Annotated in this window: 23 protein-coding genes and 1 pseudogene; 12 read left to right on the forward strand and 12 right to left on the reverse strand. The window is 67.1% G+C overall.

Going from position 1 to position 24,406, the window contains the following annotated elements:
• Positions 1 to 320: 320 nt before the first annotated feature.
• The 6 genes from HAV18_RS36190 to HAV18_RS36215 are packed head-to-tail and all read right to left on the reverse strand — an operon-like array spanning position 321 to position 7,370.
• Entirely contained in the window at positions 321 to 761 is a 441-nt protein-coding gene (locus tag HAV18_RS36190; protein WP_166965388.1) for a dihydroneopterin aldolase, read from the reverse strand.
• Positions 758 to 1,390, reverse strand: a complete 633-nt coding sequence (locus HAV18_RS36195; RefSeq protein WP_166965391.1) for a sarcosine oxidase subunit gamma — start codon at positions 1,388 to 1,390, stop codon at positions 758 to 760. The genes HAV18_RS36190 and HAV18_RS36195 overlap by 4 nt, the downstream gene beginning before the upstream one ends.
• The gene (locus HAV18_RS36200; protein WP_166965393.1) at positions 1,380 to 4,391 is read right to left on the reverse strand and encodes a sarcosine oxidase subunit alpha family protein; all 3,012 of its coding nucleotides are present in this window, start codon (positions 4,389 to 4,391) and stop codon (positions 1,380 to 1,382) included. Before HAV18_RS36200 ends, HAV18_RS36195 begins: the two co-directional genes overlap by 11 nt.
• Positions 4,388 to 4,702: a sarcosine oxidase subunit delta gene (locus HAV18_RS36205; RefSeq protein WP_166965395.1), complete on the reverse strand. Its 315-nt coding sequence runs from the start codon at positions 4,700 to 4,702 to the stop codon at positions 4,388 to 4,390. Before HAV18_RS36205 ends, HAV18_RS36200 begins: the two co-directional genes overlap by 4 nt.
• 22 nt (positions 4,703 to 4,724) lie before the next feature.
• Entirely contained in the window at positions 4,725 to 5,969 is a 1,245-nt protein-coding gene (locus HAV18_RS36210; RefSeq protein ID WP_006480591.1) for a sarcosine oxidase subunit beta family protein, read from the reverse strand.
• 15 nt (positions 5,970 to 5,984) lie between these two features.
• On the reverse strand, positions 5,985 to 7,370 hold the full coding sequence (locus HAV18_RS36215) for an L-serine ammonia-lyase (protein ID WP_166965397.1): 1,386 nt from the start codon (positions 7,368 to 7,370) through the stop codon (positions 5,985 to 5,987).
• Between the two features lie 303 nt (positions 7,371 to 7,673).
• On the opposite strand from HAV18_RS36215, the gene HAV18_RS36220 reads away from it, so the two are divergent.
• A complete protein-coding gene (locus tag HAV18_RS36220; RefSeq protein WP_166965399.1) occupies positions 7,674 to 8,732 on the forward strand; it encodes a GlxA family transcriptional regulator in 1,059 nt (352 codons plus the stop codon).
• A 42-nt stretch (positions 8,733 to 8,774) separates the two neighbouring features.
• On the opposite strand, the gene HAV18_RS36225 is transcribed toward HAV18_RS36220, so the two are convergent.
• Entirely contained in the window at positions 8,775 to 9,821 is a 1,047-nt protein-coding gene (locus HAV18_RS36225) for a LysR family transcriptional regulator (RefSeq protein WP_166965401.1), read from the reverse strand.
• A 332-nt stretch (positions 9,822 to 10,153) separates the two neighbouring features.
• Between HAV18_RS36225 and HAV18_RS36230 the strand changes: the two genes are divergently transcribed.
• From HAV18_RS36230 to denD, 8 genes and pseudogenes are all read left to right on the forward strand, one after another.
• On the forward strand, positions 10,154 to 10,417 hold the full coding sequence (locus HAV18_RS36230; RefSeq protein WP_166965403.1) for a TauD/TfdA family dioxygenase: 264 nt from the start codon (positions 10,154 to 10,156) through the stop codon (positions 10,415 to 10,417).
• 213 nt (positions 10,418 to 10,630) lie between these two features.
• Positions 10,631 to 11,335: a FadR/GntR family transcriptional regulator gene (locus HAV18_RS36235; protein ID WP_166965405.1), complete on the forward strand. Its 705-nt coding sequence runs from the start codon at positions 10,631 to 10,633 to the stop codon at positions 11,333 to 11,335.
• Between the two features lie 40 nt (positions 11,336 to 11,375).
• Positions 11,376 to 12,296, forward strand: a pseudogene (ltnD, locus tag HAV18_RS36240) (L-threonate dehydrogenase); the annotation flags it as partial.
• A gap of 19 nt (positions 12,297 to 12,315) precedes the next feature.
• Complete coding sequence (gene otnK, locus HAV18_RS36245) at positions 12,316 to 13,617, forward strand: 3-oxo-tetronate kinase (RefSeq protein ID WP_166965407.1); 1,302 nt, start codon at positions 12,316 to 12,318, stop codon at positions 13,615 to 13,617.
• Positions 13,614 to 14,252, forward strand: coding sequence for an aldolase (locus tag HAV18_RS36250; RefSeq protein ID WP_166965409.1), 639 nt, complete (start codon positions 13,614 to 13,616; stop codon positions 14,250 to 14,252). Before otnK ends, HAV18_RS36250 begins: the two co-directional genes overlap by 4 nt.
• A gap of 112 nt (positions 14,253 to 14,364) precedes the next feature.
• On the forward strand, positions 14,365 to 15,690 hold the full coding sequence (locus HAV18_RS36255; protein ID WP_166965411.1) for an MFS transporter: 1,326 nt from the start codon (positions 14,365 to 14,367) through the stop codon (positions 15,688 to 15,690).
• Positions 15,691 to 15,758: 68 nt separating this feature from the next.
• Positions 15,759 to 16,535, forward strand: a complete 777-nt coding sequence (gene otnI, locus HAV18_RS36260) for a 2-oxo-tetronate isomerase (RefSeq protein ID WP_166965413.1) — start codon at positions 15,759 to 15,761, stop codon at positions 16,533 to 16,535.
• Between the two features lie 28 nt (positions 16,536 to 16,563).
• On the forward strand, positions 16,564 to 17,535 hold the full coding sequence (gene denD, locus HAV18_RS36265) for a D-erythronate dehydrogenase (protein WP_166965415.1): 972 nt from the start codon (positions 16,564 to 16,566) through the stop codon (positions 17,533 to 17,535).
• Positions 17,536 to 17,585: 50 nt separating this feature from the next.
• On the opposite strand, the gene HAV18_RS36270 is transcribed toward denD, so the two are convergent.
• The 3 genes from HAV18_RS36270 to HAV18_RS36280 all read right to left on the reverse strand — a co-directional run bounded on the left by HAV18_RS36270 (position 17,586) and on the right by HAV18_RS36280 (position 20,309).
• Positions 17,586 to 18,671 carry a lysylphosphatidylglycerol synthase domain-containing protein gene (locus tag HAV18_RS36270; RefSeq protein ID WP_166965417.1) on the reverse strand — a complete coding sequence of 362 codons (1,086 nt, stop codon included), beginning with the start codon at positions 18,669 to 18,671 and terminating at the stop codon, positions 17,586 to 17,588.
• Positions 18,668 to 19,837, reverse strand: a complete 1,170-nt coding sequence (hpnI, locus tag HAV18_RS36275; protein WP_208102261.1) for a bacteriohopanetetrol glucosamine biosynthesis glycosyltransferase HpnI — start codon at positions 19,835 to 19,837, stop codon at positions 18,668 to 18,670. Before hpnI ends, HAV18_RS36270 begins: the two co-directional genes overlap by 4 nt.
• Positions 19,838 to 19,904: 67 nt before the next feature.
• Positions 19,905 to 20,309, reverse strand: a complete 405-nt coding sequence (locus HAV18_RS36280) for a hypothetical protein (protein ID WP_166965419.1) — start codon at positions 20,307 to 20,309, stop codon at positions 19,905 to 19,907.
• A 225-nt stretch (positions 20,310 to 20,534) separates the two neighbouring features.
• Between HAV18_RS36280 and HAV18_RS36285 the strand changes: the two genes are divergently transcribed.
• From HAV18_RS36285 to HAV18_RS36295, 3 genes are all read left to right on the forward strand, one after another.
• A complete protein-coding gene (locus HAV18_RS36285; RefSeq protein ID WP_166965421.1) occupies positions 20,535 to 21,194 on the forward strand; it encodes a response regulator in 660 nt (219 codons plus the stop codon).
• Positions 21,191 to 22,645 (forward strand): ATP-binding protein, encoded by a 1,455-nt coding sequence (locus HAV18_RS36290; RefSeq protein ID WP_166965423.1) that lies wholly within the window; start codon positions 21,191 to 21,193, stop codon positions 22,643 to 22,645. The genes HAV18_RS36285 and HAV18_RS36290 overlap by 4 nt, the downstream gene beginning before the upstream one ends.
• A 70-nt stretch (positions 22,646 to 22,715) precedes the next feature.
• Positions 22,716 to 23,243, forward strand: coding sequence for a cytochrome b (locus HAV18_RS36295; protein ID WP_166965425.1), 528 nt, complete (start codon positions 22,716 to 22,718; stop codon positions 23,241 to 23,243).
• A 267-nt stretch (positions 23,244 to 23,510) separates the two neighbouring features.
• On the opposite strand, the gene HAV18_RS36300 is transcribed toward HAV18_RS36295, so the two are convergent.
• Positions 23,511 to 23,786 carry a DUF4148 domain-containing protein gene (locus HAV18_RS36300; RefSeq protein WP_166965427.1) on the reverse strand — a complete coding sequence of 92 codons (276 nt, stop codon included), beginning with the start codon at positions 23,784 to 23,786 and terminating at the stop codon, positions 23,511 to 23,513.
• Between the two features lie 71 nt (positions 23,787 to 23,857).
• Positions 23,858 to 24,202, reverse strand: coding sequence for a DUF4148 domain-containing protein (locus tag HAV18_RS36305; RefSeq protein ID WP_166965429.1), 345 nt, complete (start codon positions 24,200 to 24,202; stop codon positions 23,858 to 23,860).
• Positions 24,203 to 24,406: the final 204 nt, after the last annotated feature.

The raw sequence follows: 24,406 nt of genomic DNA on the forward strand, positions 1-24,406 counted from the left end.
GTCTTCGTGAATTTTTCCCGATAGCGAATAGTACGTGGGAAACATCGAAAACCGGACGGAAGAAGCTCGACGGGAATTGAAACAGGCCATGTCAGGGCTACGCGGAACGCTCCTGAAGAGACTGCCGCACGCTTGGCTCGTAGAGGGCGGCATCGCGAGCATTGACCGGGAAGGCCAGCGCAAGCTGCTGGTGCGGGTCCGCAGTGGGTTGCCCAAGAGCGCTCGCGTGACAAGTGACGGGGGGGTAAACGTCTCATTGTTCCGATATTCCAGGAACAATGAGCCATCGCGTGGGCGGATCGCCTCCCCGCCCCGCCCGCTCAAAACTGCCCCGCCGCCCCCGTCCACCGCAAATAATCCCCGCGCGCCCAGTCGAGCGTCACGCCCACACGCTTCGTGCCGGGCCGGATCTTCGGCTTGTACACCGACAGCGTCAGCGACTCCAGCGCTGGCCATTCACGGAACGACAGCACCGCGATATCGGCGACGAGCGTCTCCAGCAGCCGCGTATGCGGCTTGTGCGACAGGAACGCGGCCAGGCGCGCGCAATAGCCGTCGTAATCGATCCACTCGCCCTGCTCGCTCGGCTCGCACCGATAGCCGAGGCGCGCATCGATCACGATCGGCTGCGGCGCTTCATGCTCGTGCGCATGAATGCCGATCCGCGCGGGCACCTTCAGTTCGTCGACGAACACGCTCCAGCCGCGCCCGCGCAGGCGCGGCGCGTCGATCGCCACGAACGGTTCGTCGAACGGCTTCATGATGCAAGCGGCGCGGCCGCGTCGAGCATGATGCGCACGAAATAGTCGGCGAAGCTGCGGCGCAGGACGATCTCGAACGCATCGTCACCGGTCGGGATCAGCACGATCGACGTCTTGAAGTAATGCGACTGCGCGCACTGGCCCGGCTTGAACGCACGCGGATGCAGATCGAGCGGGCAGCCGCGTGCGAGCACGTCGCGCACGCGTTCACCACTGATCTCGACAACCGTATAGCCGCTGCCGACGTCGACGGCGGCCGCATACGAACCCTGCACGGCTTCCGCGAGCTGAGCCTCCAGCACGCCGGCCTGCACGGGCCCGTTCGAGCGCACGAGCCACTCGTCGGGGCCGAGCCACAGCACGTCGTACTCGGCGCCGCGTGCAACCGTGTTCGGCGCGGCCGGCGGCCGGCAGCCGACCACGCGCTCGAACGCGGCGACGAATGCCGGATCGCTCAACTCGCCGCGCACGTTGACGAGATCGAGGAACGGCCGCTCGCGCAGCGTGAACTTCTTCGATGCGCGCGCCTGGTGCGGCTTCAGCACGTCGGCCGCCCCGACGAACGGCGATTCAAGCGTCACGCCGCCCGCACCTGCCACCTGCGTCTGGTTTCTGGTTTCATTCCACATGCTGGCGCACCCCTTCGGTATCGTAGAAAACCGGGCTCGAGATCTTCGCGGTGATGCGCTTGCCGTTGGCCAGCGGAATCACGACGCTCTCGCCCATCTTGTTCAGGCCGCCCTTCACCACTGCGAGCGCGATCGAGCGCTTCAGGATCGGGCTGTAGTAGCTCGACGTCACGTGGCCGATCATCGGCGTCGGATCGACCGCCGACACCTGCGTGTCCTTCGCGACGATCTGCGCGCCTTCCGGCAGCACGAACTGTTCGTCCTCGGTCAGCAGGCCGACGAACTGCTTGCGGCCTTCCTTCGCGGTGTCCGAGCGCGCGAGCGAGCGCTTGCCGAGGAAGTCCTTCGACTTCGCGACGACCCCGCCCATCCCGAGGTCGTACGGCGTGATCGAGCCGTCGGTATCCTGGCCAACGATGATGTAGCCCTTCTCCGCACGCAGCACGTGCATCGTCTCGGTGCCGTACGGCGTGATGTCGAACTCGGCGCCGGCCGCCATCAGCGCTTCCCACACCGCGCGGCCCGCGTTCGCCGGCACGTTCACTTCATAGGCCAGCTCGCCCGAGAAGCTGATCCGCATCACGCGCGCCTTCGCGCCGGCAACGGTGCCGTTCCGGTAGCTCATGAACGGGAATGCCTCGTTGCCGAAGTCGATGTCCTGGCACACCTTCTGCACGACCTTGCGGCTCTTCGGGCCGACCACCGCGAACGTCGCCCAGTGATCGGTGACGGACGACAGCCGCACCTTCATGTCGGGCCATTCGGTCTGCAGCCAGCGTTCGAGCCACGTCAGCACGCGCGCCGCGCCGCCCGTCGTGGTCGTCATCATGAAATGCTGGTCGGCGAGGCGCACCGTCACGCCGTCGTCGAACACCATCCCGTTCTCGTCGAGCATCAGCCCGTAGCGGCACTTGCCCACTTCGAGCTTGTTCCACGGGTTCGTGTACATCCAGTTCAGCAGCTTCACCGCATCCGGGCCCTGGATATCGATCTTGCCGAGCGTCGATGCGTCGAGGATGCCGACGCTGTTGCGCACCGCCAGGCATTCGCGCTTCACGGCCGCATGGAGATCCTCGCCGTTCTTCGGGAAATACCACGGCCGCTTCCAGTTGCCGACGTCCTCGAACAGCGCGCCGTGCTCGACGTGCCACTCGTGCACGCAGGTCTTGCGGATCGGGTCGAGGAAATCGCCGAGTTCGCGGCCCGCGAACGTGCCGAACGACACCGGCGTGTAGTTCGGGCGGAACGTGGTCGTGCCCGTTTCCGGAATCGTCTTGCCGAGCGCCCCCGCGAGGATCGCCATCCCGTTGATGTTGCCGAGCTTGCCCTGGTCGGTGCCGAAGCCCATCGCCGTATAGCGCTTCACGTGCTCGACCGATTCGAAGCCTTCGCGTGCGGCGAGCAGGATGTCCGCAGCCGACACGTCGTTCTGGAAGTCGACGAACTGCTTCGGCCCGCGCGCCGCGGCTTCGCGGCTGCCGACGAGCCACAGCGGCTGCAGTGCGCCTTCGACAGCTTCGGCAACCTGCGGCGCGACCGGGCGCTGCTCGGCCGTGAAGCCCGCGGCCTTCGCCGCTTCCACGCCCGCGTCGACCGCGAGCCGCAGCGCGCGCGCCAGCCCGAATTCGCCGGCCGCCGCACCGATGCTCGCCTCCGCCTGCACGGGCTTGCCCGGCAGGAAGCACGCCTTCTCGTCGTTCCAGCACGCCTTGCCGCCCGATTGCGCGAACAGGTGCAGCACGGGGCTGAAGCCGCCCGACATCGCGACGAGATCGCACGGCAGCGTCTGCAGCTTGCCGCCCACCTGGCCGTTCGCGCTGGACGCGACGTCGACCGACGACACGCGCCACTTGCCCGCTGCGGCCGTCACGACCGCGCCGCTCATCACCGTCACGCCCTGTCGCTTCGCCGCGGCCGGCAGTGCGCCGTTCGACGATGCGCGCGAATCGACGACCGTCACCTTCGCGCCGCACGCCTTCAGGTCGAGCGCGGTCTGGTAGGCGCGATCGTTGTTCGTGAACACGACCGCGTTGCGGCCCGGCAGCACGCCGAAGCGATGCACGTAGGTGGACACCGCGCCGGCGAGCATCACGCCCGGCAGGTCGTTGTTGCCGAACACGATCGGACGCTCGTGCGCGCCGGTCGCGAGAATCACGCGCTTCGCGCGGACCTTCCACAGCAGCTCGCGCGTGCCCTTGCGCATCGATACCGGCAGGTGATCGGTCAGGCGCTGCGTGACCGTCACGAGGTTGTGGTCCTGGTAGCCGAACGCGGTGCTGCGCGACAGGATCGTCACGTCAGGCAGCTTGCGCAACTCGGCCTCGATCTTCTCGACCCACTGCAGCGCGGGCTTCGCATCGATCTCGGCGCGGCACGACAGCAGGCTGCCGCCGAGTTCGCGCTGGTCGTCGACGAGGATCACGCGCGCGCCGGACGTGGCCGCCGCATGCGCGGCCGCGAGCCCCGACGGGCCGCCGCCCACGACGAGCACGTCGCAGTGCGCATAGCACTTGTCGTAGCGATCGGCGTCGAGCGCTTCCGGCGCCTTGCCGAGGCCGGCGGCTTCACGGATCTTCTCTTCGTACTTCGGCCACATCTTGCGCGGCCACATGAACGTCTTGTAGTAGAAGCCTGCCGGCAGGAAGCGCGACAGCTTCTGGTTGACCGCGTACTTGTCGTTCTCGAGCGTCGGCTCGGCGTTCACGCTCGACGCGACGAGCCCCTGGTACAGCTCGATCTCGGTCGCGCGCGCGTTCGGCACCGTGTACGGGCCCGATTCGAGCTGCACGACGGCATTCGGTTCCGCGACGTCCGCCGTCACGATCCCGCGCGGGCGGTGGTACTTGAAGCTGCGCGCGACGAAGTGCACGCCGTTCGCGAGCAGCGCGGACGCGAGCGTGTCGCCCTGGAAGCCCTGATACGTGCGGCCGTTGAACGTGAAGGTCAGCGGAATCGCGCGATTGATGCGGCCACCGGTGCCGAGGCGGTCTTTCTGGCTCATTTGCTCGTGCCCTCTTCGTGTGCGTTGCCGGCAGCGGTGCCGCTGATGGCAGCCCCACCGAACGTTTCGTAGCCCTTGATATCGTAGGTCACCGTGTCGCGCGTGGCCTTGAACCAGCGGCGGCAACCCTGCGCGTGCAGCCATTGCTCCTTGTGCAGCCCGCGCTTGTTCTCGCGCATGAACACGTATTCGCCCCATTCGCGGTCGGTCATGTTCTCGTTGTTCACGGGGCGCACGATGTCGGCTTCACCGCCGCACGAGAACTCGGATTCGGCGCGCGGCCCGCACCACGGACATTCGATCAGCAGCATGTTTCTTTCTCCAATGGTCGGTTCAGTGCGCGACGGCGGCAGCGCCGTGCTCGTCGATCAGGTGGCCCGTGTAGAAACGGTCGAGCGCGAACGGCGCGTTCAGCGGATGCGGTTCGTCGCGGGCGATCGTGTGCGCGAACACCCAGCCCGAGCCGGGCGTCGCCTTGAAGCCGCCGGTGCCCCAGCCGCAGTTGAAATAGAGGCCCTTCACGTCGGTCTTGGTGATGATCGGGCACGCGTCCGGCGACACGTCGACGATGCCGCCCCACTGGCGGTTCATCCGCACGCGCGAGAACACCGGGAACATCTCGACGATCGCCTGCAGCGTGCTTTCGATGATGTGGAAGCTGCCGCGCTGGCCGAAGCCCGTGTACTGGTCGATGCCCGCGCCGATCACGAGGTCGCCCTTGTCGGACTGGCTGATGTACGCGTGCACCGCGTTCGACATGATCACCGAGTTGACGACCGGCTTGATCGGCTCGGACACCAGCGCCTGCAGCGGATGGCTTTCGATCGGCAGGCGCACGCCGGCCATGTCGGCGAGCGTCGTCGTGTTGCCGGCCGCGACCACCGCGACCTTCTTCGCCTTGATGAAACCCTTCACCGTATCGACGCCGACCACCGCGCCGCCTTCGCGGCGAATGCCCGTCACCTGGCAGTTCTGGATGATGTCGACACCCGCGCGATCCGCACCGCGCGCGAAGCCCCACGCCACCGCGTCGTGACGCGCCACGCCCGCGCGGCGCTGGATCGATGCGCCGAGCACCGGGTAGCGGCTGTTCAGGTTGATGGTCGGCTCGATTTCCTTGATCTGCGCGGGCGTCAGGAATTCCGCGTCGACGCCGTTCAGGCGGTTCGCGTTCACGCGGCGCTCGGTGTCACGCACGTCCTGCAGCGTGTGGGCCAGGTTCATCACGCCGCGCTGGCTGAACATCACGTTGTAGTTCAGGTCCTGCGACAGCCCTTCCCACAGCTTCATCGCCTTCTCGTACAGCGCGGCCGATTCGTCCCACAGATAGTTCGAGCGCACGATCGTCGTGTTGCGCGCGGTGTTGCCGCCGCCGATCCAGCCCTTCTCGAGGATCGCGACGTTCGTGATGCCATGCTCTTTCGCGAGGTAGTACGCGGTCGCGAGGCCGTGGCCGCCGCCGCCGACGATCACGACGTCGTATTCCTTCTTCGGTTCCGGGCTCTTCCACTGCTTTTCCCAGTTCTCGTGGTACGAGAGGCCGTTGCGGAACAGGCTGAATATCGAGTAGCGGCTCATGTTAGTGATCCTTCGTTAGCATTCGATGACGTTCACGGCCAGACCGCCGCGCGACGTTTCCTTGTATTTCGTCTTCATGTCGGCGCCCGTCTCGCGCATCGTCTTGATGACCGAATCGAGCGACACGTAGTGCTGGCCATTGCCCTTGAGCGCCATGCGCGACGCGTTCAGCGCCTTGATCGCGCCCATCGCGTTGCGCTCGATGCACGGGATCTGCACGAGCCCGCCGACGGGGTCGCAGGTCATCCCGAGGTTGTGCTCCATGCCGATCTCGGCCGCGTTCTCGACCTGGTCGGGTGTGCCGCCCATCACGGCGGCGAGCGCAGCGGCCGCCATCGAGCACGCGACGCCCACTTCGCCCTGGCAGCCGACTTCCGCGCCGGAGATCGATGCGGTTTCCTTGTAGATGATCCCGATCGCCGCGGCCGTCATCAGGAATTCGACGATGCCGGCCTCGTTCGAGCCCGGCACGAACTTCACGTAGTAGTGCAGCACCGCGGGAATCACACCGGCCGCGCCGTTGGTCGGCGCGGTGACGACACGGCCGCCCGCCGCGTTCTCCTCGTTGACGGCCATCGCATACAGGTTGACCCAGTCGAGCATCGACAGCGGGTCGCGCAGCGACTCTTCCGAACGCTCACGCAGGCGGGCGTTCAGCTCGGCCGCACGGCGCTTCACGCGCATCGGGCCCGGCAGGTCGCCCTCGACCTTGCAGCCGCGCTCGACGCAGGCGGCCATCGTGCGCCAGATCGCGAGCAGCCCGGCGCGCACTTCGTCGGCGGGGCGCAGCGCGCCTTCGTTGTGCATCATCAGCTCGGCGATCGACAGCCCGTGTTCACGGCACTGGCGCATCAGGTCGTCGCCGGTACGGAACGGATACGGCACCTCGACCGCCGCGCGCACGCCGTTCACGCGATCGCCGTCGCGGTTCACGACGAAGCCGCCGCCGACCGAGTAATACTCTTTCTCGACGAGCAGCTGGCCGTGCTCGTCGAAGGCCTGGAAGCGCATCCCGTTCGGGTGCACGATGCTCGTGCCGCTCATCAGCTTGCGATAGAAGCCGATGTGCTCCTTTTCCTCGAAGCGGACGGTCTGCTTGCCGAGCAGCGACAGCGATTTCTCCGCGCGAATCGCGGCAAGCCGCGGCTCGATCAGGTCCGGATCGATCGTATCGGGCAGGTGGCCCTCGAGGCCGAGCAGCACGGCCTTGTCGGTGCCGTGGCCCTTGCCGGTCGCGCCGAGCGAGCCGTATAGTTCGACCCGCACGCGGCGCACGAAACCGAGCAGGTTCGCGTCCTCCACGTGCGACGCGAAGCGGCACGCGGCGATCATCGGGCCGACCGTATGCGAACTGGACGGGCCGATGCCGATCTTGAACAGGTCGAACGCGCTGACGTTCATCTGGCTTCCTCTGGATGGGGACATACATCAAGTGACGTTGGGCACCAGTACATCAAAGCGTAAAATCGGCCGATAGAACAAAAACGGCATCGGCGTGGGACATCGCCGCCAAGCGCCACGCCGGCAGGCCGGAAAGTGCGTTTTGGCGATGGTTCGCGACGGAAAACCACAAGTCGGGCCGGAGCCGATCGGCGACGCTGGCTTCATCCGCGCCGCCCCGGCCGCGCCCGACCGCCGTACCCGCATCACCCGTATCAACAGACTGAGTGAGACCGCCCGCCCGGCGTGAAGAGATTGGCCGCGATGACACCTGACGTACCCGCTTCTCCCCTCGCAGAACCCGCGCCGCGCCGCATCCGCTTCGGCATCGTGCTGCTGCCGAACTTCACGCTGACGGCCTTCTCGGGCTTCGTCGACATGCTGCGGCTCTCGGCGGACGACGGCGACTACAGCAAGCCCGTGCGCTGCGCGTGGAGCGTGATCGGCGAGACGCTCGCGCCGGTGCGCGCGAGCTGCGGGATCCAGATCACGCCGTGGGAAACGTTCGACGCGGCCGAGCCGTTCGACTACGTGGTGGTGGTCGGCGGGCTGCTGCATTCGGGGCCGCAGGCGGGCCCCGAGACGCTCGACTTCATTCGCCGCGCGGCAGCCGGCGGCGCAACCGTCGTCGGCATCTGCACCGGCGTGTTCACGCTGATGCGCGCCGGCGTGCTCGACGGCTACCGCACCTGCGTGAGCTGGTTCCATTACTGGGATTTCATCGAGCGCTTTCCGGCCGCCGATCCCGACCTCCTGATCGCCGACCGGCTGTTCGTGATCGACCGGCGCCGCATCACCTGTTCGGGCGGCCGCGCGTCGATCGACGTTGCCGCCGCGATCCTGCTGCGCCATTTCGATCACGCCACGGTGCAGAAGGCGCTGCGCATCCTGCTGGTCGGCGAGATGCAGAAAGGCAATGCGCCGCAACCGCATCCGCCAGGCCTCGAGCCGGCGACGCACCCGAAGGTCAAGCGCGCGATTCTCCTGATGGAACAGCATGTCGGGCGGGCGCTGTCGCTCGACGAGCTCGCGAACAAGCTCGATTTGTCGACGCGGCAGCTCGAGCGGCTGTTCAAGGCCGAAACGGGCAAGAGCCCGCAGGCGTTCGCGAAGCAGGTGCGGCTGCGCACGGCCGCGTGGCTGCTGACGAGTTCCGACCGCACGGTGGCCGATATCGCGTCGAGCTGCGGGTTCGCCGATGCGTCGCACCTCGGGCGCGAGTTCCGCAAGCAGTTCGGTGTGCCGCCGGCGGCTTATCGGGAGCGCGGCGGGGAAGAAGTGGCGGCTGGCGGCGTGGATATCGTCGCGGAAGAAGACGCTTGAGCGTAGGTGGGCGAGCGCTCACTGCCCTGCGATAGTGCCCCGTTACCGCTTGCCTGCCGGCCGCACGGCGAGACTTTCCTTTGCGATGTCGACGAATCGCGCCACCGGCAACAGGTCGAGTTCGGCCGGATAGACCAGATTGAGCGGCACGTGGAAGGTCGAAGCGTCATCCAGCGGACGGAATACGACGCTCCCCCGATGCAGCGATTGCGCGGAACGCGGCAGGATCGAAATGCCGAGTCCGGCCGCCACCATCGTGACCGCCGACAGCAAGCGGGGCACTTCTTCGACCGCGCGCGGGACGAACCCGGCTCGCCGGCAGGCCGCGAGCAGATCGTCCCAGATCCCCGGCCCTTCTGCCCGGCGATACATGATGAAGGGTTCGTCGGCAAGCGCGCCCAGTGCGATCGGCCGGGTTTCGCGCGCCAGCGGATGATGGGTCGGCAACGCGACCGACATTGCCTCTTCGGTCAACGTCAGTGCGCACAGCCCCGGATATCGAGACGGCCACGACCGAACGAATGCGACATCGACCGCGCGAGCGGCAACGGCATCGAGCAGGTCGCGCGTCGTATTCTCGTGCACCTCGAGCCGCACCTGCGGATAACAGGACCGGAACTGCTGGATGACGCGCGGTACGTCTTCATGCAACGACGCCGAACTGGTGTAACCGACTGAAATCCTGCCGAGTTCGCCACGATCGGCCTGCTGCGCGCGCAACACGGCAGCATTGGCCAGCGCCAGCAACGCACGCGCATCCTCCAGAAAAATCCTGCCGGCCGGATTGAGCCGGATGCTGCGGGCCGTGCGCTCGAACAACGACACATTCAGTTCCCGCTCCAGATCACGAATCTGCTGGCTGAGGGGCGGCTGCTGGATGCCGAGCCGCTCCGCCGCGCGCGTGATGTGCTCCTCCTCGGCCACCGCCACGAAATAACGCAGATGACGCAATTCCATTCCGCCTCCCGAGCATACAAAATTTATATGCATATAAAACCAAGCGGATATTTTACATTGCAAGTCGTCAAATATAAGATGACCGTGAATGTTCAGATGTAAACAAGCCAGATTTTCGTTATGCCGTTTCACAAATCGAGGTTCAACACGTGGCTACGCGAATAATCCCGGCGGTCAAGCGCAGGTTGACTGGAGTCGAATACCAGTCGGGGGGACGGGTGCGTGGCAACCGGACTCAAGCGGAATCCCCATCGCATCATCGCCATACACAGGTCGATCCCGACTCCCCGGCAATCGACCTTTGCGCGGTCGTCCTGATATTTATGCTGATGGTTGGGATCTACGCGTGGTTCAGAACCGGATGGGCATTGACCGGAATAATGATCATGTTCTGATCGGAAATGCATGCATATCGTCGTTTTTAAAAACGTCCATAAAGCTGCATTTCAGAATCGGGGTATTTCATGAAGATCATGCCCGGCACCGGAAACCTCGGTGCACGAGTCGACGCTGTCGATCTAAGCCGGCCACTCGATGAACCAGAGATTGCCGCGATCAGGACAAATCTGGGCCGGTACGGGGTACTGTGCTTTCCCGGACAACATCTCGACGCACTTCAACTCAAACGCTTTTCCGCCCGCTTCGGGACCCTCGTCCTGAGCCACCCCGGGCAGGTCGCGTGGCAAATCTGCGACCATAAGATCCGACCTCTCCTCAACGACGCCTGACCGTGCGTGGTCCGGCGCGCCCATGCACCGGCCCCCAATCCGCTCGTTTCCAACCGAACGCAATATCAACCGGATCACGTGAAATTAACCTTAATTGGAACCGGTTTCAATCAATTTTACCGACGTTCACTCCCGTTATCCGAGGGTTATCCCGGATGCCTCGTTGCACTCAAATTTGTATGATGACCACATAACCTGACAAACCAGAGCACCATGTTCGAGAAAATTCCCGCCCGTGCGATGAGCGATCACGTCGCGCAGCAGTTGCTCAAGCAGATCGAAGTCGGCAGTTTCTCCGCCACCGGCAAGCTGCCGACCGAAGCCGTGCTCGCGCAGGAATTCGGCGTGAGCCGCACCGTGATCCGCGAGGCGATCTCGCGGCTGAAGAACGAAGGCGTGGTCGAGCCGCGCCAGGGCAGCGGCGTATTCGTGAACCAGCACGGCGCGATCCGGCCGCTGCGGATCGACTACGCGGAAGCGGTCGAGGCCACCTCGCTGCCGCACCTGCTCGCGGTGCGCCGCGCGATCGAGGCCGAGGTCGCGGCCGAAGCGGCCCTGCATCACACCGATGAAGACATGGCCGACATCGACGATGCGCTGCGCAAAATCGACGACGCAGTGGCCGAAGGGCGCGACGGCGTCGCGGAAGATGTCGCGTTCCACCGCACGATCGCGGCCGTCACCGGCAACCCGTATTTCCTGAAGACGCTGCAGTTCCTGAACCAGTACCTCGAAGCCGGTGTGAAAGTCACGCGGCGCAACGAGGCGACACGCGAGGACTTTTCGCGCCAGGTGCGCGAGGAACACGCGGCGATCGCCGACGCGATCCGCGCGCGCGACCCGATGGCCGCACGCAACGCGGCGCGCACGCACATGTACAACGCCGCTCGCCGTCTCGCGGAAGCCGGCATCTGCTGAAGCCCGCTGCCGCGGCCAATGCCGGCGCCGCCGCTGTCACGAACCTCTCCCGAATCGATCAAGGTTGACCATGTCACGAAATGTTGGAGTCATCGGCCTCGGCGCGATGGGCCTCGGCGTCGCACGCTCGCTGCTGCGCGCCGGCCTGCGCGTGCACGCCTGCGACGTGCGCGACACCGTGCTGCAGGCGTTCGCCGCCGAAGGCGGCATCGCCTGCGCGACGCCCGCCGAACTCGGCGCGCAGTGCGACGTCGTCGTCACGCTCGTCGTCAATGCCGCGCAGACCGAAACGGTGCTGTTCGGCGAGCACGGCGCGGTCGCGGCGATGAAGCCGGGCGGCGTCGTGATCGCGAGTGCGACGGTTGCGCCCGAGTTCGCGGTGGCGCTCGGCGCACGCATCGAGGCCGCCGGCCTGCAGATGCTCGATGCGCCCGTGTCCGGCGGCGCAGCGCGTGCGGCCTCCGGCGAAATGACGATGATGACGTCGGGCCCGGCCGCCGCATACGCGGGCTGCGAGGACGTGCTCGCCGCGATCGCCGGCAAGGTCTATCGCCTGGGCGACGCGCACGGCATCGGCTCGAAGGTGAAGATCATCAATCAGTTGCTGGCCGGCGTGCACATCGCCGCAGCGGCCGAGGCGATGGCGCTGGGCCTGCGCGAAGGCGTGGACGCCGACGCGCTGTACGACGTGATCACGCACAGCGCCGGCAATTCGTGGATGTTCGAGAACCGCGTACCGCACATCCTGAACGGCGACTACACGCCGCTGTCGGCCGTCGACATCTTCGTGAAGGATCTCGGCCTCGTGCTCGATACCGCGCGCCGCAGCAAGTTCCCGCTGCCGCTGTCGGCCACCGCGCACCAGATGTTCATGAGCGCGTCGAGCGCCGGCCACGGCGGCGAGGATGATTCCGCCGTGATCAAGACTTTCCCCGGCATCACGCTGCCGCCTGCCCGCTGATTCGAACGACGTTCCTGCCATGACCGCTTCCGCTTCCCGTCCCCTGCTCGGCTGCATCGCCGACGATTTCACCGGCGCGACCGATCTCGCGAACATGCTCGTCAAGAGCGGCATGCGCACCGTGCAGACGATCGGCGTGCCCGCCGACGGCGCCGCAGCCGGCAACACGCTCGACGCGGACGCGATCGTCGTCGCGCTGAAGTCGCGCACGATCCCCGCCGCCGACGCCGTCGCGCAATCGCTCGCCGCGTACGAATGGCTGCGCGCGCAAGGCTGCCGGCAATTTTTCTTCAAGTACTGCTCGACGTTCGACTCGACCGACGCAGGCAACATCGGGCCCGTCGCCGATGCGCTGCTCGATGCGGCCGGCGGCGGCTTCACGATCGCGTGCCCGGCGTTCCCCGAGAACGGCCGCACGATCTATCGCGGCCACCTGTTCGTCGGCGACGTGCTGCTGAACGAATCGGGGATGGAGAACCATCCGCTCACGCCGATGAAGGACGCGAACCTCGTGCGCGTACTGCAGCGGCAAACGAAGTCGCCCGTCGGCCTGATCCGCTACGACACGATCGCGCTGGGCGCGGCCGCCGTGCGCACGCGGATCGACCAGCTGCGCGCGGAAGGCGCGCGCTTCGCAATCGCCGACGCGCTGTCGGACCGTGACCTCTACGTGCTCGGCGAAGCCTGCGCGGGCCTGCCGCTCGTCACCGGCGGCTCGGGCATCGCGCTCGGCCTGCCCGCGAATTTCCGCCGCGCGGAGCAACTGCCCGAACGCGACAACGCGGCGTCGCTGCCGCGCATCGACGGCCTGTCGGCTGTGCTCGCCGGCAGCGCGTCGAAGGCCACCAACGCGCAGGTCGCCGCATGGCGCGCGACGCGGCCGAGCTTCCGCATCGATCCGCTTGCGGCGTCGCGTGGCGAACCCGTCGTCGACCAGGCGCTCGCCTTTGCGCGCTCGCACCTGCCGCAACCCGTGCTGATCTATGCGACCGCGACGCCCGACGAAGTGAAGGCCGTGCAGCAAACGCTCGGCGTCGAAGCGGCCGGCCATCTCGTCGAAACCACGCTCGCGGCGATCGCGCGCGGCCTGCGCGAACTAGGCGTGCACAAGTTCGTCGTCGCAGGCGGCGAAACGTCCGGCGCAGTCGTGCAGGCGCTCGACGTGAAGTCGCTGCAGATCGGCGCGCAGATCGATCCGGGCGTGCCGGCGACGGCCACCATCGACGCGCAGCCGCTCGGCCTCGCGCTGAAGTCCGGCAACTTCGGCACGACGGACTTTTTCGACAAGGCGCTGCGCGCGCTGGACGGAGCCGCACGATGAGCGACGAAGCGAAACTGCGCGAAGAGATCTGCGTCGTCGGCGCGAGCCTGTACGCGCGCGGCCACGCAGTCGGGAGCGCCGGCAACATCAGCGCGCGGCTGCCCGACGGCTGGCTGATCACGCCGACCGACGCGTGCCTCGGCCGGCTCGACCCGAACGACATCGCGAAGGTCGGCACGGACGGCCAGCCCGTATCGGGCGGCAAGCCGTCGAAGACGCTCGCCCTGCATCGCGGCATCTACGCACGCAATGCCGAAGCGAACGGCGTCGTCCACACGCATTCGACGCATCTCGTCGCACTGACGCTTGCGGGCGTGTGGCGCGACACCGACGTGCTGCCGCCGATCACGCCGTACTACGTGATGAAGGTCGGCCACATTCCGCTGATCCGCTACCGCCGCCCCGGCGATCCGGGCGTCGCGGCCGAAGTGGCGGCGCTCGCCGACCAGGTGCGCGGCGTGCTGCTCGACCGCCTCGGCCCGGTGATGTGGGGAGCGTCGGTGTCGCACGCGTCGTATGCGCTCGAAGAACTCGAGGAAACGGCGCGGCTGTGGCTGATGACGAACCCGAAACCCGAACCGCTCGACGACGCCGCGATCGACGAATTGCGCGTGAGCTTCGGCGCGCGCTGGTAACGACGCGCCACGCAACGATTTCCATGCCCGCCGTGTGCGCGGGCCCTTCCGTCAGCACACACATGATCCGGCGGCGGTCGCGCCGCCGGCAGACAACACCCTGGAGACGACGATGACTGCTCTCGACGCGGCCGCTGGCCGCTCGCCCGCTGCGCCCGCCCACGCCGCGGAACTCGACCGCACCTACAAGAAAGTGTTCTGGCGCATCGTGCCGTTCCTGATGCTCTGCTACGTGGTCGCGTATCTCGACCGCGTGAACGTCGGCTTCGCGAAGCTGCAGATGTCGCAGGATCTCGCGTTCAGCGAAACCGTGTTCGGGCTCGGCGCCGGCATCTTCTTTCTTGGCTATTTTTTATTCGAACTGCCAAGCAACATGCTGATGCACCGGATCGGCGCACGCATCTGGATTGCGCGGATCATGATCACGTGGGGCCTGCTGTCCGCGCTGTTCGCGTTCGTGCAGACACCGACGCAGTTCTACGTGCTGCGCTTCCTGCTCGGCCTCGCGGAAGCCGGCTTCTATCCCGGCGTGATCCTGTACCTCACGTACTGGTTCCCGTCACATCGCCGCGCGAAGATCATCGCGGTGTTCATGTCCGCGATTCCCGTGTCGGGCATCTTCGGCAACCCGTTGTCGGGCTGGATCATGGAGCGCTTTCACGGCGGCTCGGGTTTCCACGGCTGGCAATGGATGTTCATGATCGAAGCCGTGCCGGCCGTGCTCGTCGGCATCGCGACGATCCTGTATCTCGACAACAGCATCCGCAGCGCGAACTGGCTCGACGAGCGCGAGAAGCAACTGCTGGAGGACGAGATCGCCGCGCAGCCGCAGGAGCAGCAGAAGCACGGCCATTCGCTGAAGGCCGTGTTCGCGGACCCGCGCATGTGGTGGATGTCGCTGATCTACTTCGCGTTCGTCACGGGCCAGTACGGCCTCACGTTCTGGATGCCGACGCTCGTGAAATCGACCGGCATCACCGATACGCTGCAGATCGGCCTGCTGTCCGCGATCCCGTTCCTCGTCGCGATCGTCGTGATGAACCTGTTCGGCCACAGCGCGGACAAGCGCCGCGAACGCCGCTGGCACCTGATCGTGCCGGCGCTGATGGGCGCGCTCGGGTTTGCGGTCGCTGCGTCGTACTCGCACAATACAGCGGTGTCGATCGTGTTCCTGTCGCTCGCGGCGGGCGGCGTGCTGACCTGCGCACCGCTGTTCTGGTCGCTGCCGACCGCTTTCCTCGCGGGCTCCGCGGCCGCGGCCGGGATCGCGATCATCAACTCGGTCGGCAACCTCGCCGGATTCGCGAGCCCGTACGTGATCGGCTACCTGAAGGACGTCACGCACAGCACGGCGTCCGGCATGTACGTGCTGGCGGCGATGCTCGTGATCGGCGCGATCGCCGTGTGGCTCACGCCCGCGAAACTCGTGAACCGCTGAACCTCTGAGTCGCCATTCGACGCGGGGCCCCGTACGCCCCGCCCCACTCATTCACAGGACCCGCTGCCATGCCACGCTTCGCCGCCAACCTCTCGATGATGTACACCGAGCACGCGTTCCTCGAACGCTTCGCCGCTGCCGCCTACGACGGCTTCAAGGCCGTCGAGTACCTGTTCCCGTACGACTTCGCCGCCGAGGACATCCGCGCGCGCCTCGACGCGCACAATCTCGAACAGGCGCTGTTCAACGCGCCGCCCGGCGACTGGGCCGCGGGCGAACGCGGCACCGCGTCGCTGCCGGGCCGCGAGGACGAGTTCCGGCGCGGCATCGACCAGGCGCTCGACTATGCACGCGTGCTCGGCAACAAGAAGCTGCACGTGATGGCCGGCATGGTGCCGCCGGGTGCCGACCGTGCACGCCATCGCGACACCTACCTGTCGAACCTGCGGCATGCGGCGCAGGCCGCCGCCGCGCACGGCATCACGATCCTGATCGAGCCGATCAACCAGCGCGACATGCCCGGCTATTTCCTGAGCCGCCAGGATGACGCACAGGCGATCCGCGCGGAAGTCGGCGCGCCGAACCTGAAAGTGCAGTTCGACTGCTACCACTGCCAGATCGTCGAAGGCGATCTCGCGATGAAGCTCAAGCGCGATTTCGCGGGCATCGGCCATATCCAGATCGCGGGCGTGCCCGAACGCCACGAGCCGGATCTCGGCGAACTCAACTACCCGTACCTGTTCGAGCTGATCGACACGCTCGGCTACGACGGCTGGATCGGCTGCGAGTACCGCCCGAAGGCCGGCACGTCGGAAGGGCTCGGCTGGATCAAGCCGTACCTGTAATTCCCGTATTCCATTGAGGGTAAAGAACATGAAAGTACTGATCACCGGCGGCGCCGGCTTTCTGGGCCAGCGTCTTGCGCGCAAGCTGCTCGAGCGCGGCGAACTGACCGGCCCCGACGGCCGCAGCGCGAAGATCGACGAGCTGGTGCTGCTCGACGTCGTCGAAGGCAGCGATTTCGGCGACACTCGCGTGACGTCGATCGTCGGCGACATCGCCGAGCGCGCGGTGCTCGAACGCGCGATCGACACGCAAACGGGTGCGATCTTCCACCTCGCGGCGATCGTCAGCGGGCAGGCCGAGGCCGATTTCGATCTCGGCATGCGGATCAACCTCGACGCGTCGCGTGCGCTGCTCGAAGTGTGCCGCGCGCGCGGCCACCAGCCGCGCGTCGTGTTCACGAGCTCGGTCGCGGTCTATGGCGGCACGCTGCCCGACGTCGTGCAGGACGACACCGCGCTGAACCCGCAATCGTCGTACGGCGCCGAGAAGGCGATCGCCGAGCTGCTGCTGTGCGACTACGCGCGGCGCGGCTTCGTCGACGGCCGCGTGCTGCGACTGCCGACGATCAGCGTGCGGCCGGGCCGCCCGAATGCGGCCGCGTCGTCGTTCGCGAGCGGCATCATCCGCGAGCCGCTGAACGGCGAGGAAAGCGTGTGCCCGGTGCCGGGTTCGACGCGGCTATGGCTGTTGTCGCCGCGCGGCGCGATCGAAGCGCTCGTCGCGGGCTGCGAGATCGACAGCGCGAAGCTCGGCAACAAACGGGTGATCAACCTGCCCGGCCTGTCGGTATCGGTCGACGAAATGATCGCGGCGCTGCGCGAAGTCGCAGGCGACGAAGTCGTGAAGCTGATCCGCCATGTGCCCGACGAGCGCGTCGAGAAGATCGTCGGTAGTTGGCCGGGCCGCTGGGATACGTCGCGCGCCGAAGCGCTCGGGCTGAAGGGCGACACGTCGTTCGCGGACGTGATCCGCAGCCATCTCGCCGACGAACGGCGCTGACTCCCGCGCCGCGCGCCGCCCACCGAGCGGGCACGGGCTACGGGGCCGCATCAATGCGGCCGCGCGGATTCCCCGATGGGCAACGACGCGCGGTTCGCGCCGCCCGGCCGGTTCGCCGAACCGGCCGCCCACTGCCATGCGAGCAGGCCCGGCAGATAGAACAGCAGGTCGCGCACGCGGCGCGCGCCGGCCAGTGCGAGACACGTCGGCGGATCGAACCCGAGCAGCCCGCCGATCAGCACGAACCCGCCCTCCTGCACGCCGAGTCCGCCCGGCATCAGGAACGCGATGCTGCTCACGAGCTGGATCAGCGCCTCGATCGCGAGCGCCTGCGCGAAGGTCGGCTCCGCGCCGAGGAAATACAGCGCGAGCCAGATTTCCAGCGCGTACCCCACGAACTGCAGGGTCTGCCAGATCGCGAGGTAGCGCACGACGATGCCGGTCTTTCTCCAGATCATCCGGATCGACTGATCGGTACGCGCCGATTCGCCGACGAGCGCCACCACCTTCCCGCTCGTGATGCGGTTGACCACGCGCATCGCGCGCTCGAACGGCCGCGCATGCTGCACCAGCGCGAACAGCAGCAGCACCGGCACCAGCGCGGCCATGCCGATCGCGAGGTTCCCGGCCACCCGCGCGGCATCGGACGAGACGTGCTCGAGTACGTAGCCGATCGCGACCAGCGCGAACACCAGCTGGCTGATCAGCGTCAGCTGCATGTCGGCGACGAGGCTGGCCACGGCCGTCGCCGGCCGCACGCCCGCCTGCCGCAGCAGGCCGAACGACACGATCTCGCCGCCGATCCGCGCGACCGGCAGCAAGCCGTTGATCGATTCGCGAATCCACACGAGTTTCAGCATCGCCGCGAACGACGGCCGGCGCGGGCCGCGGATCAGCATCCGCCAGTCCCACGCATTCGCGAGCATCGGCAGGAGGTGGGCCAGCGCCGCGAGCAGCAACCCCGCGCCGGCGATCTGCAGGCGATGCAGGATTTCCAGCGGATGCTCACGCCAGATCAGCCACACGGCGAGCGCCAGCCCGCCCAGCGCCGCCGCCTGCCCCGCGTGCCGAAGCCGCGCGTCGCTGCGCGCGGCGTTCCGGGCCGCGTCGGCGCCGGGGTTCGCCTGCGTCGTCATGATTCGCTCACCGGCGACAACAGCCCTTCCCGGTCGACGTGAAAGCGCGTGCCGCGCCACACGACATGCGACGAGAAGAAGCTCGACACGAACACGAAGAACTGCAGGAGATCGACGAACGGCAGCCAGATCGCGCCGCGCAGGCCCGCGCCGGTCGCACGGCTCGTTTTCAGCATCAGCACCACCCGCGCGGCGAGCGCCGCGACCGCCAGCCCGCACGCGGCGGCCGTGCCGCCCGAGAACAGCAGCGCCAGCAGCGCGAGCGGCATCGGGTGCATCAGCACCGAGCCGGCATGACCGAGCCGGTCCGCCGCGCGAATCGTGCAGCTCCAGCGCAACTCGTGGGCGTACAGCTTCGCGAACGTCTCCTCGACACAGGCATGCCCGACGACGAACGGCGGAATGACGACCTGCGCGCCCACCTGCCGCACCGCTTCGCCCAGCGCGTGATCCTCGGCCAGGTGATGCGCGAATCGCACGAGGCCGCCGATGCGCTCGAGCGTCGCGCGCGTGATCGCAATCGTCTGGCCGAAGCATGGCCGCGCGCGCCCGATGAAAAGCCCGGTGATCACGCCCGGCAGGAAATGGTAGTTCGTCATCGCGACGGCGACACCGGGCCAGAAACCCGGCGATGCGACGCCGCGATACACGCTCGTCACGATGCCGACATCCGGCTGCTGTAACGCGCCGACGACCGCGCGCAAATAATCGCGCTCGACCAGCACGTCGCTGTCGGCGAAACAGAGCACCGAATACTCCGCGTGTTCGAGCATGTTCACGAGATTGCCGATCTTGCGGTTCGGCCCGTACAGCCGCGCATCGGCGACGACCTTGATGTTCGCGTCGGGATAGCGCGCACGCAGCGTCTCGACGGCCGCGAGTGCCGCGTCGCCGGCATCGTGCACACCGAACAGGTGCTGGACCGGGCCAGGGTAATCCTGCACGAAGAAGCTTTCGAGATGCTGTACGAGTTGCCACTCGTCGCCGTGAAGCGGCTTCGCGACGGTCACGCCCGGATACTCGCTCGGCTGGGCCGCCGCCCGGGAAAAGAACCGGCCGACCAGCACGCTGGCCGTGATCGTATAGGCAATACCCAGCAATACGCCCAATCCGCAGACGATCGACATCACGCCGGCCAGCGCGTGCAGCACATGCAGCAATACCATGCGACTCCTCAGTGGTGGCCCGGCCGGACCACGGCGCCTCTCGGGGCCGGCACGCGCGAAGGCGGGCTCACCCGTGTGCGTAGCGGAACCGATTCCCGTTGAGCCGGATATGAAGGATGACCAAGCGACGGTACGCGCAATCGGATGAAACTGCTACCGTGTGGCGGTCGATTCCGGTCACATGCGCGAATCCGCATGCCAGCGCGGCCCTGAACGCCGTCTCGGCAAGCTTGCGAACCGAAAGGATCGCAGTGACGATCGCGACGACGATCCAGATGCGAAACGTCATCGTCGTGAAAAATGCCTGGGGTACGCGCAGCGCAAGCAATGAAACCAGCACGAAGCACTGAACGACCATGCCGGCCAGCGCGGCGATCAGCAGGTAGGCGCGCCATCGCTCGATCGTTGAGGGTGCCATGAGGAAAGACTCTCCCGTACGGGCGACTCGCGTCGACCGGATATCGATCGGCAAGGTCGCGGATTGACGGGCCAGCCGGACAGGCCTGACCCGGTTCGGGATCAGGGGAAGCGGAGAATCCCCCTGGAAATGTTGTGGCCGATGGTAGCGGGATTGCCGCCGCCGAACATTAAGCGTTCTTCAGAATCGGGGGAAGTTTGATCCCGCACAATTACAATCCGTTGCACGGCGTGCGCGGCCGCGCTCGTACAATCGCAGGCATCCGCCCCCGAATCGACCATGCGACTCCTCCTTGTTGAAGACGACGACCTGATCGGCAGCGGCCTCGAGATCAGCCTGACTCAGGCCGGCTATCACGTCGACTGGCTGCGCGACGGTCACGCAGCCGCCGTCGCCCTCGCGACGACGCGCTTCGCGCTCGTCGTGCTCGATCTCGGCCTGCCCGGGAAATCGGGCACCGAACTGCTGCGTGCGTTGCGCGATGCGGGTGATACCGTCCCCGTGCTGGTACTGACCGCGCGCGGCACCGTGGCCGACCGCGTCCGCGGCCTCGACGACGGCGCGGACGACTATCTCGCGAAACCGTTCGAACTGACCGAAGTGCTCGCCCGCTGCCGTGCGCTCGTGCGCCGCTCGCAGGGCCGCGCCGGCGACGAGATCGTGTGGCGCGACATCACGATCGACCTGACCGCCCACACCGTGACGCGCGATGCATCGCGCATTGCGCTCACGTCGCGCGAGTGGGCCATCCTGGTCCAGCTCGTCGGCCACCCGGGAACGCCGCAGTCGCGCTCGCGCCTCGAGGACGCCCTGTACGGCTGGCAGGAAGGTATCGAAAGCAATGCGATCGAGGTGCATGTTTCGAACCTGCGCAAGAAGCTCGGCGCGGAACTGATCCGCACCGTTCGCGGTATCGGCTACGTCGTCGACCTCGGATGATCTCCCGCTCGATACGGCGCCGCGTTTCGTCGATGGCGCTCGGCTGCGTGACCGTCGTGTGGCTCGTCGCCGTATTCGGCAGCTTTCGGTATGCGACGCGCGAGATCGGCGAATGGGAAGACGCCCGCCTCGTCGAATATGCGTCGCTGCTGGTCAATCTCTCGCCTGCCGACCTCGACCGCCTCGCCCGTGTTCCGCCGGACGCGCGCGTCGAACTGGATCGCCACGGGTCGAAACCCGGCCCCGAAACCGACGGCGATCGCCTGCCGCGCGACGTGCTGTTCGAGGTGCGCGACGCACGGGGCCAGGTCGTCGCGTCGAGCCTGCCGGCCGACGCCGCCGGCCTGCCCGATGCGCGCGACCCGCATGGCGACCCTGAAACGATCGTCATCCGCGACGCGACATGGCGCACGCACACGCTGCGCGACGGCGCGTCGGGGCGCTGGATCCGCGTGATGGAAACCGCGAACACGCGCAGCGACCTGGCGACCGGCATCGCGCGCGGCATCGTCCTGCCGCTGATCGTCGCGCTCCCGGTGCTGGCGCTCCTCCTCTGGTACCTGATCGGACGCGGTCTCGCACCGCTGAAGACGCTGTCGATGATGATCGGCGCGCGCGACGCGCGCTCGCTCGAACCGCTCGACATCGCCACCGTGCCGGACGAAGTGCGCACGCTGGTCGACGCGATCGACCGCCTGCTGGCCCGGTTGCGTCAATCGATCGTGCGCGAGCGCGCGTTCACGTCCGACGCCGCGCACGAGCTCAAGACGCCGCTTGCCGCGATCAAGGTCCAGGCCCAGGTGGCCATCGCGACCGACAATCCGGCGCAACAGCAGCTGGCGATGCAGCGGGTCGTTCAAGGCGTCGACCGCAGCGCGCGGCTCGCCGACCAGTTGCTGCTGCTCGCGCGCCTCGACGAATACGAACGCATTCCGACGCGCGCCGTCGCCGTTCGCGAACTCGTCGAAGCCGCCCTCGACCGCCATCTCGCGAAGGCGGCGGACAAGGCCATCGACCTCGTGGCCGGCCCCGTCTCCGGACGAACGATCGACGCCGATCCGATCCTGATCGGCATCCTGCTCGACAACCTCGTCGACAACGCGGTGAAGTACGGCCGCCCGGGCGGCCGCATCGAGCTCGGCGTGCACGACGACGGCGCGCTGCAACGCATCGTCGTGCGCGACGACGGGCCCGGTGTCGCACCCGGCGAGCACGAGCGGCTCGGCGACCGCTTCTATCGCGGCAGCGGCGCGCAGTCGCCCGGCAGCGGGCTCGGGTTGTCGATCGTCACGCGCATCGCGCAATACTTCGGCGGCACCGTGCAGTTCGGGCCCGGCATCGGCGGCCAGGGCCTCGGTGTCGCCATTGCGCTGCCTTCGGCGGGCGCGGGCGCAGCGATGCCGGCAGGCGCAACCGGCAACCGCTCGTCGCGTGAGATGCCGCGTGCTTAACGTTTCGTTAAGGATACGGCCGTAGAATCCGCCCGATCGTTACCGTCTCCATCGTCCGCCAGGAGTCCCCATGTCCACGCCCGCCCGATATGACGCCGTTGCGCGCTTTCTTCACTGGCTGATCGTCGCGCTGATCGTCGCGCAATATGCGATCGGCTGGACGATGCCCGACGTGCATCGCGATACGCAGCCAGTCGGCCTGATCGCCGCGCACCTGATCGTGGGCACCGCGCTGCTCGCCGCGATGGCCTGCCGCGTGCTGTGGCGCGTGACGCATCGGCCGCCCGCGAGCGACCTGTCTGCCACGATGCGTGCGCTGTCCGGCGTCACGCATTTCGCGCTCTACGCGCTGCTGATCGCGGTGCCGCTGCTCGGCTGGATCAACGCGTCGTCGCGCGCATGGGGCGTGACGCTGCTCGGAATCGTGCCGTTGCCCGCGCTGTCGGCGGCCGGCTCCGGGTTCGGCCACGCGATGGGCGATGTGCACGGCATCCTCGCCTGGGTGCTGTTCGCCGGCATTTGCCTGCATGTGGCAGCGGCGCTGGCGCACCGCTTCGTGCTGCGCGATCAGATCGTGCAGCGCATGATGCCCTGGTGATCCCCCGGCCGGCAGCACGGCATGCCGTTGCGCGCATGAACCGGCCTGTCGCCAGGGCCGATACCGTCTTCGCTCCGGCTCATCGCGCGATCGGCCTGCCTGCCCATCGCGCGCGGCCGGCGAGATGATCGCGGCGCCGCGCGAAGCGGCGCGCGATGACGGGCACGGCGGCTGGTGCCCTTGTGTCGCGTCGAGCGGCACGAAGGGCTGCCGGACGGCTGTGCCGCGAACACGACGGCCTGAAGTCGCACAAGATCATGTCGACACCTAGTTGCTGGTCTGCGCCGGCATACCGGCCGCCGGTGCATGCGCGGCGGCAGCCGCCATCCGCGCCCGGTCCTGCTCGGCGAGCTTCGCTTCCGCCGCCTGGATATCCGCCGGATACTCGCCTTCGTCTCCTTTCGCCGGGTCGTACCCGGCTGCTTCCAGGCGCATCAGTTCGTCGCGAACCTGCGCGCGCGTCAGCGGAGCGGCCGATTGCGCGAAGGCCGACTGACCGACGATCGCTCCGATCATCGTCAGGACTGCGATATATGCTTTCATCATGAACTCCTTCAATGTTCCGTATCGATCAACCTGGGTGAATGCCTGCCCTGCGAACGCAGGCGGCTGCGTCAGCTGCCGAAATAGATCGTGCAGAAGCTCGCCGGGCCGACGCATGCGGCGGAACGCTGGCGCGGCGCCATCGTCGCCGGCTTGCCCGCATCGGACGAGGCGGCCGGCTCGCTGCCGACCGCCGTGCCGGCCTGGCGCTGCGGCATCTGTTCGACCTGCTGCTGGAACAGCGGGCTCACGTCCGGATACGACGTATCGGTCACGAGGCGAAGCCCGTGGTTTTCAGCATCGATCAGTTGCTGCGTGACCTGCGCGCGCGTCAGCGCCTGTGCCGATGCGGGCGCCGCGACGCCCGCGAAAGAAATCGCCGCCACGGCGGCGGCCACCAGCCAATGCTTGTTCATGATCCACTCCTCGAGAAGTCAACGAGACGACGTGCTACACCCGTATGACGACGGAGCGCGTGCGTTTATTCCCGCGTATCCCGATCCGAGTCGCTCGGCTTCCCCGGCCTCGGGAGCGCCCGGAACGGATGTTCATGGAACTGTCATTCTTTCGTCAGCCGGCGTAACCTGACGTAACGCAGCGCCCGACGCGCTTCGGGCAGA

This window comes from Burkholderia sp. D-99 (assembly GCF_011605345.1).
Taxonomy (GTDB): Bacteria; Pseudomonadota; Gammaproteobacteria; order Burkholderiales; family Burkholderiaceae; genus Burkholderia.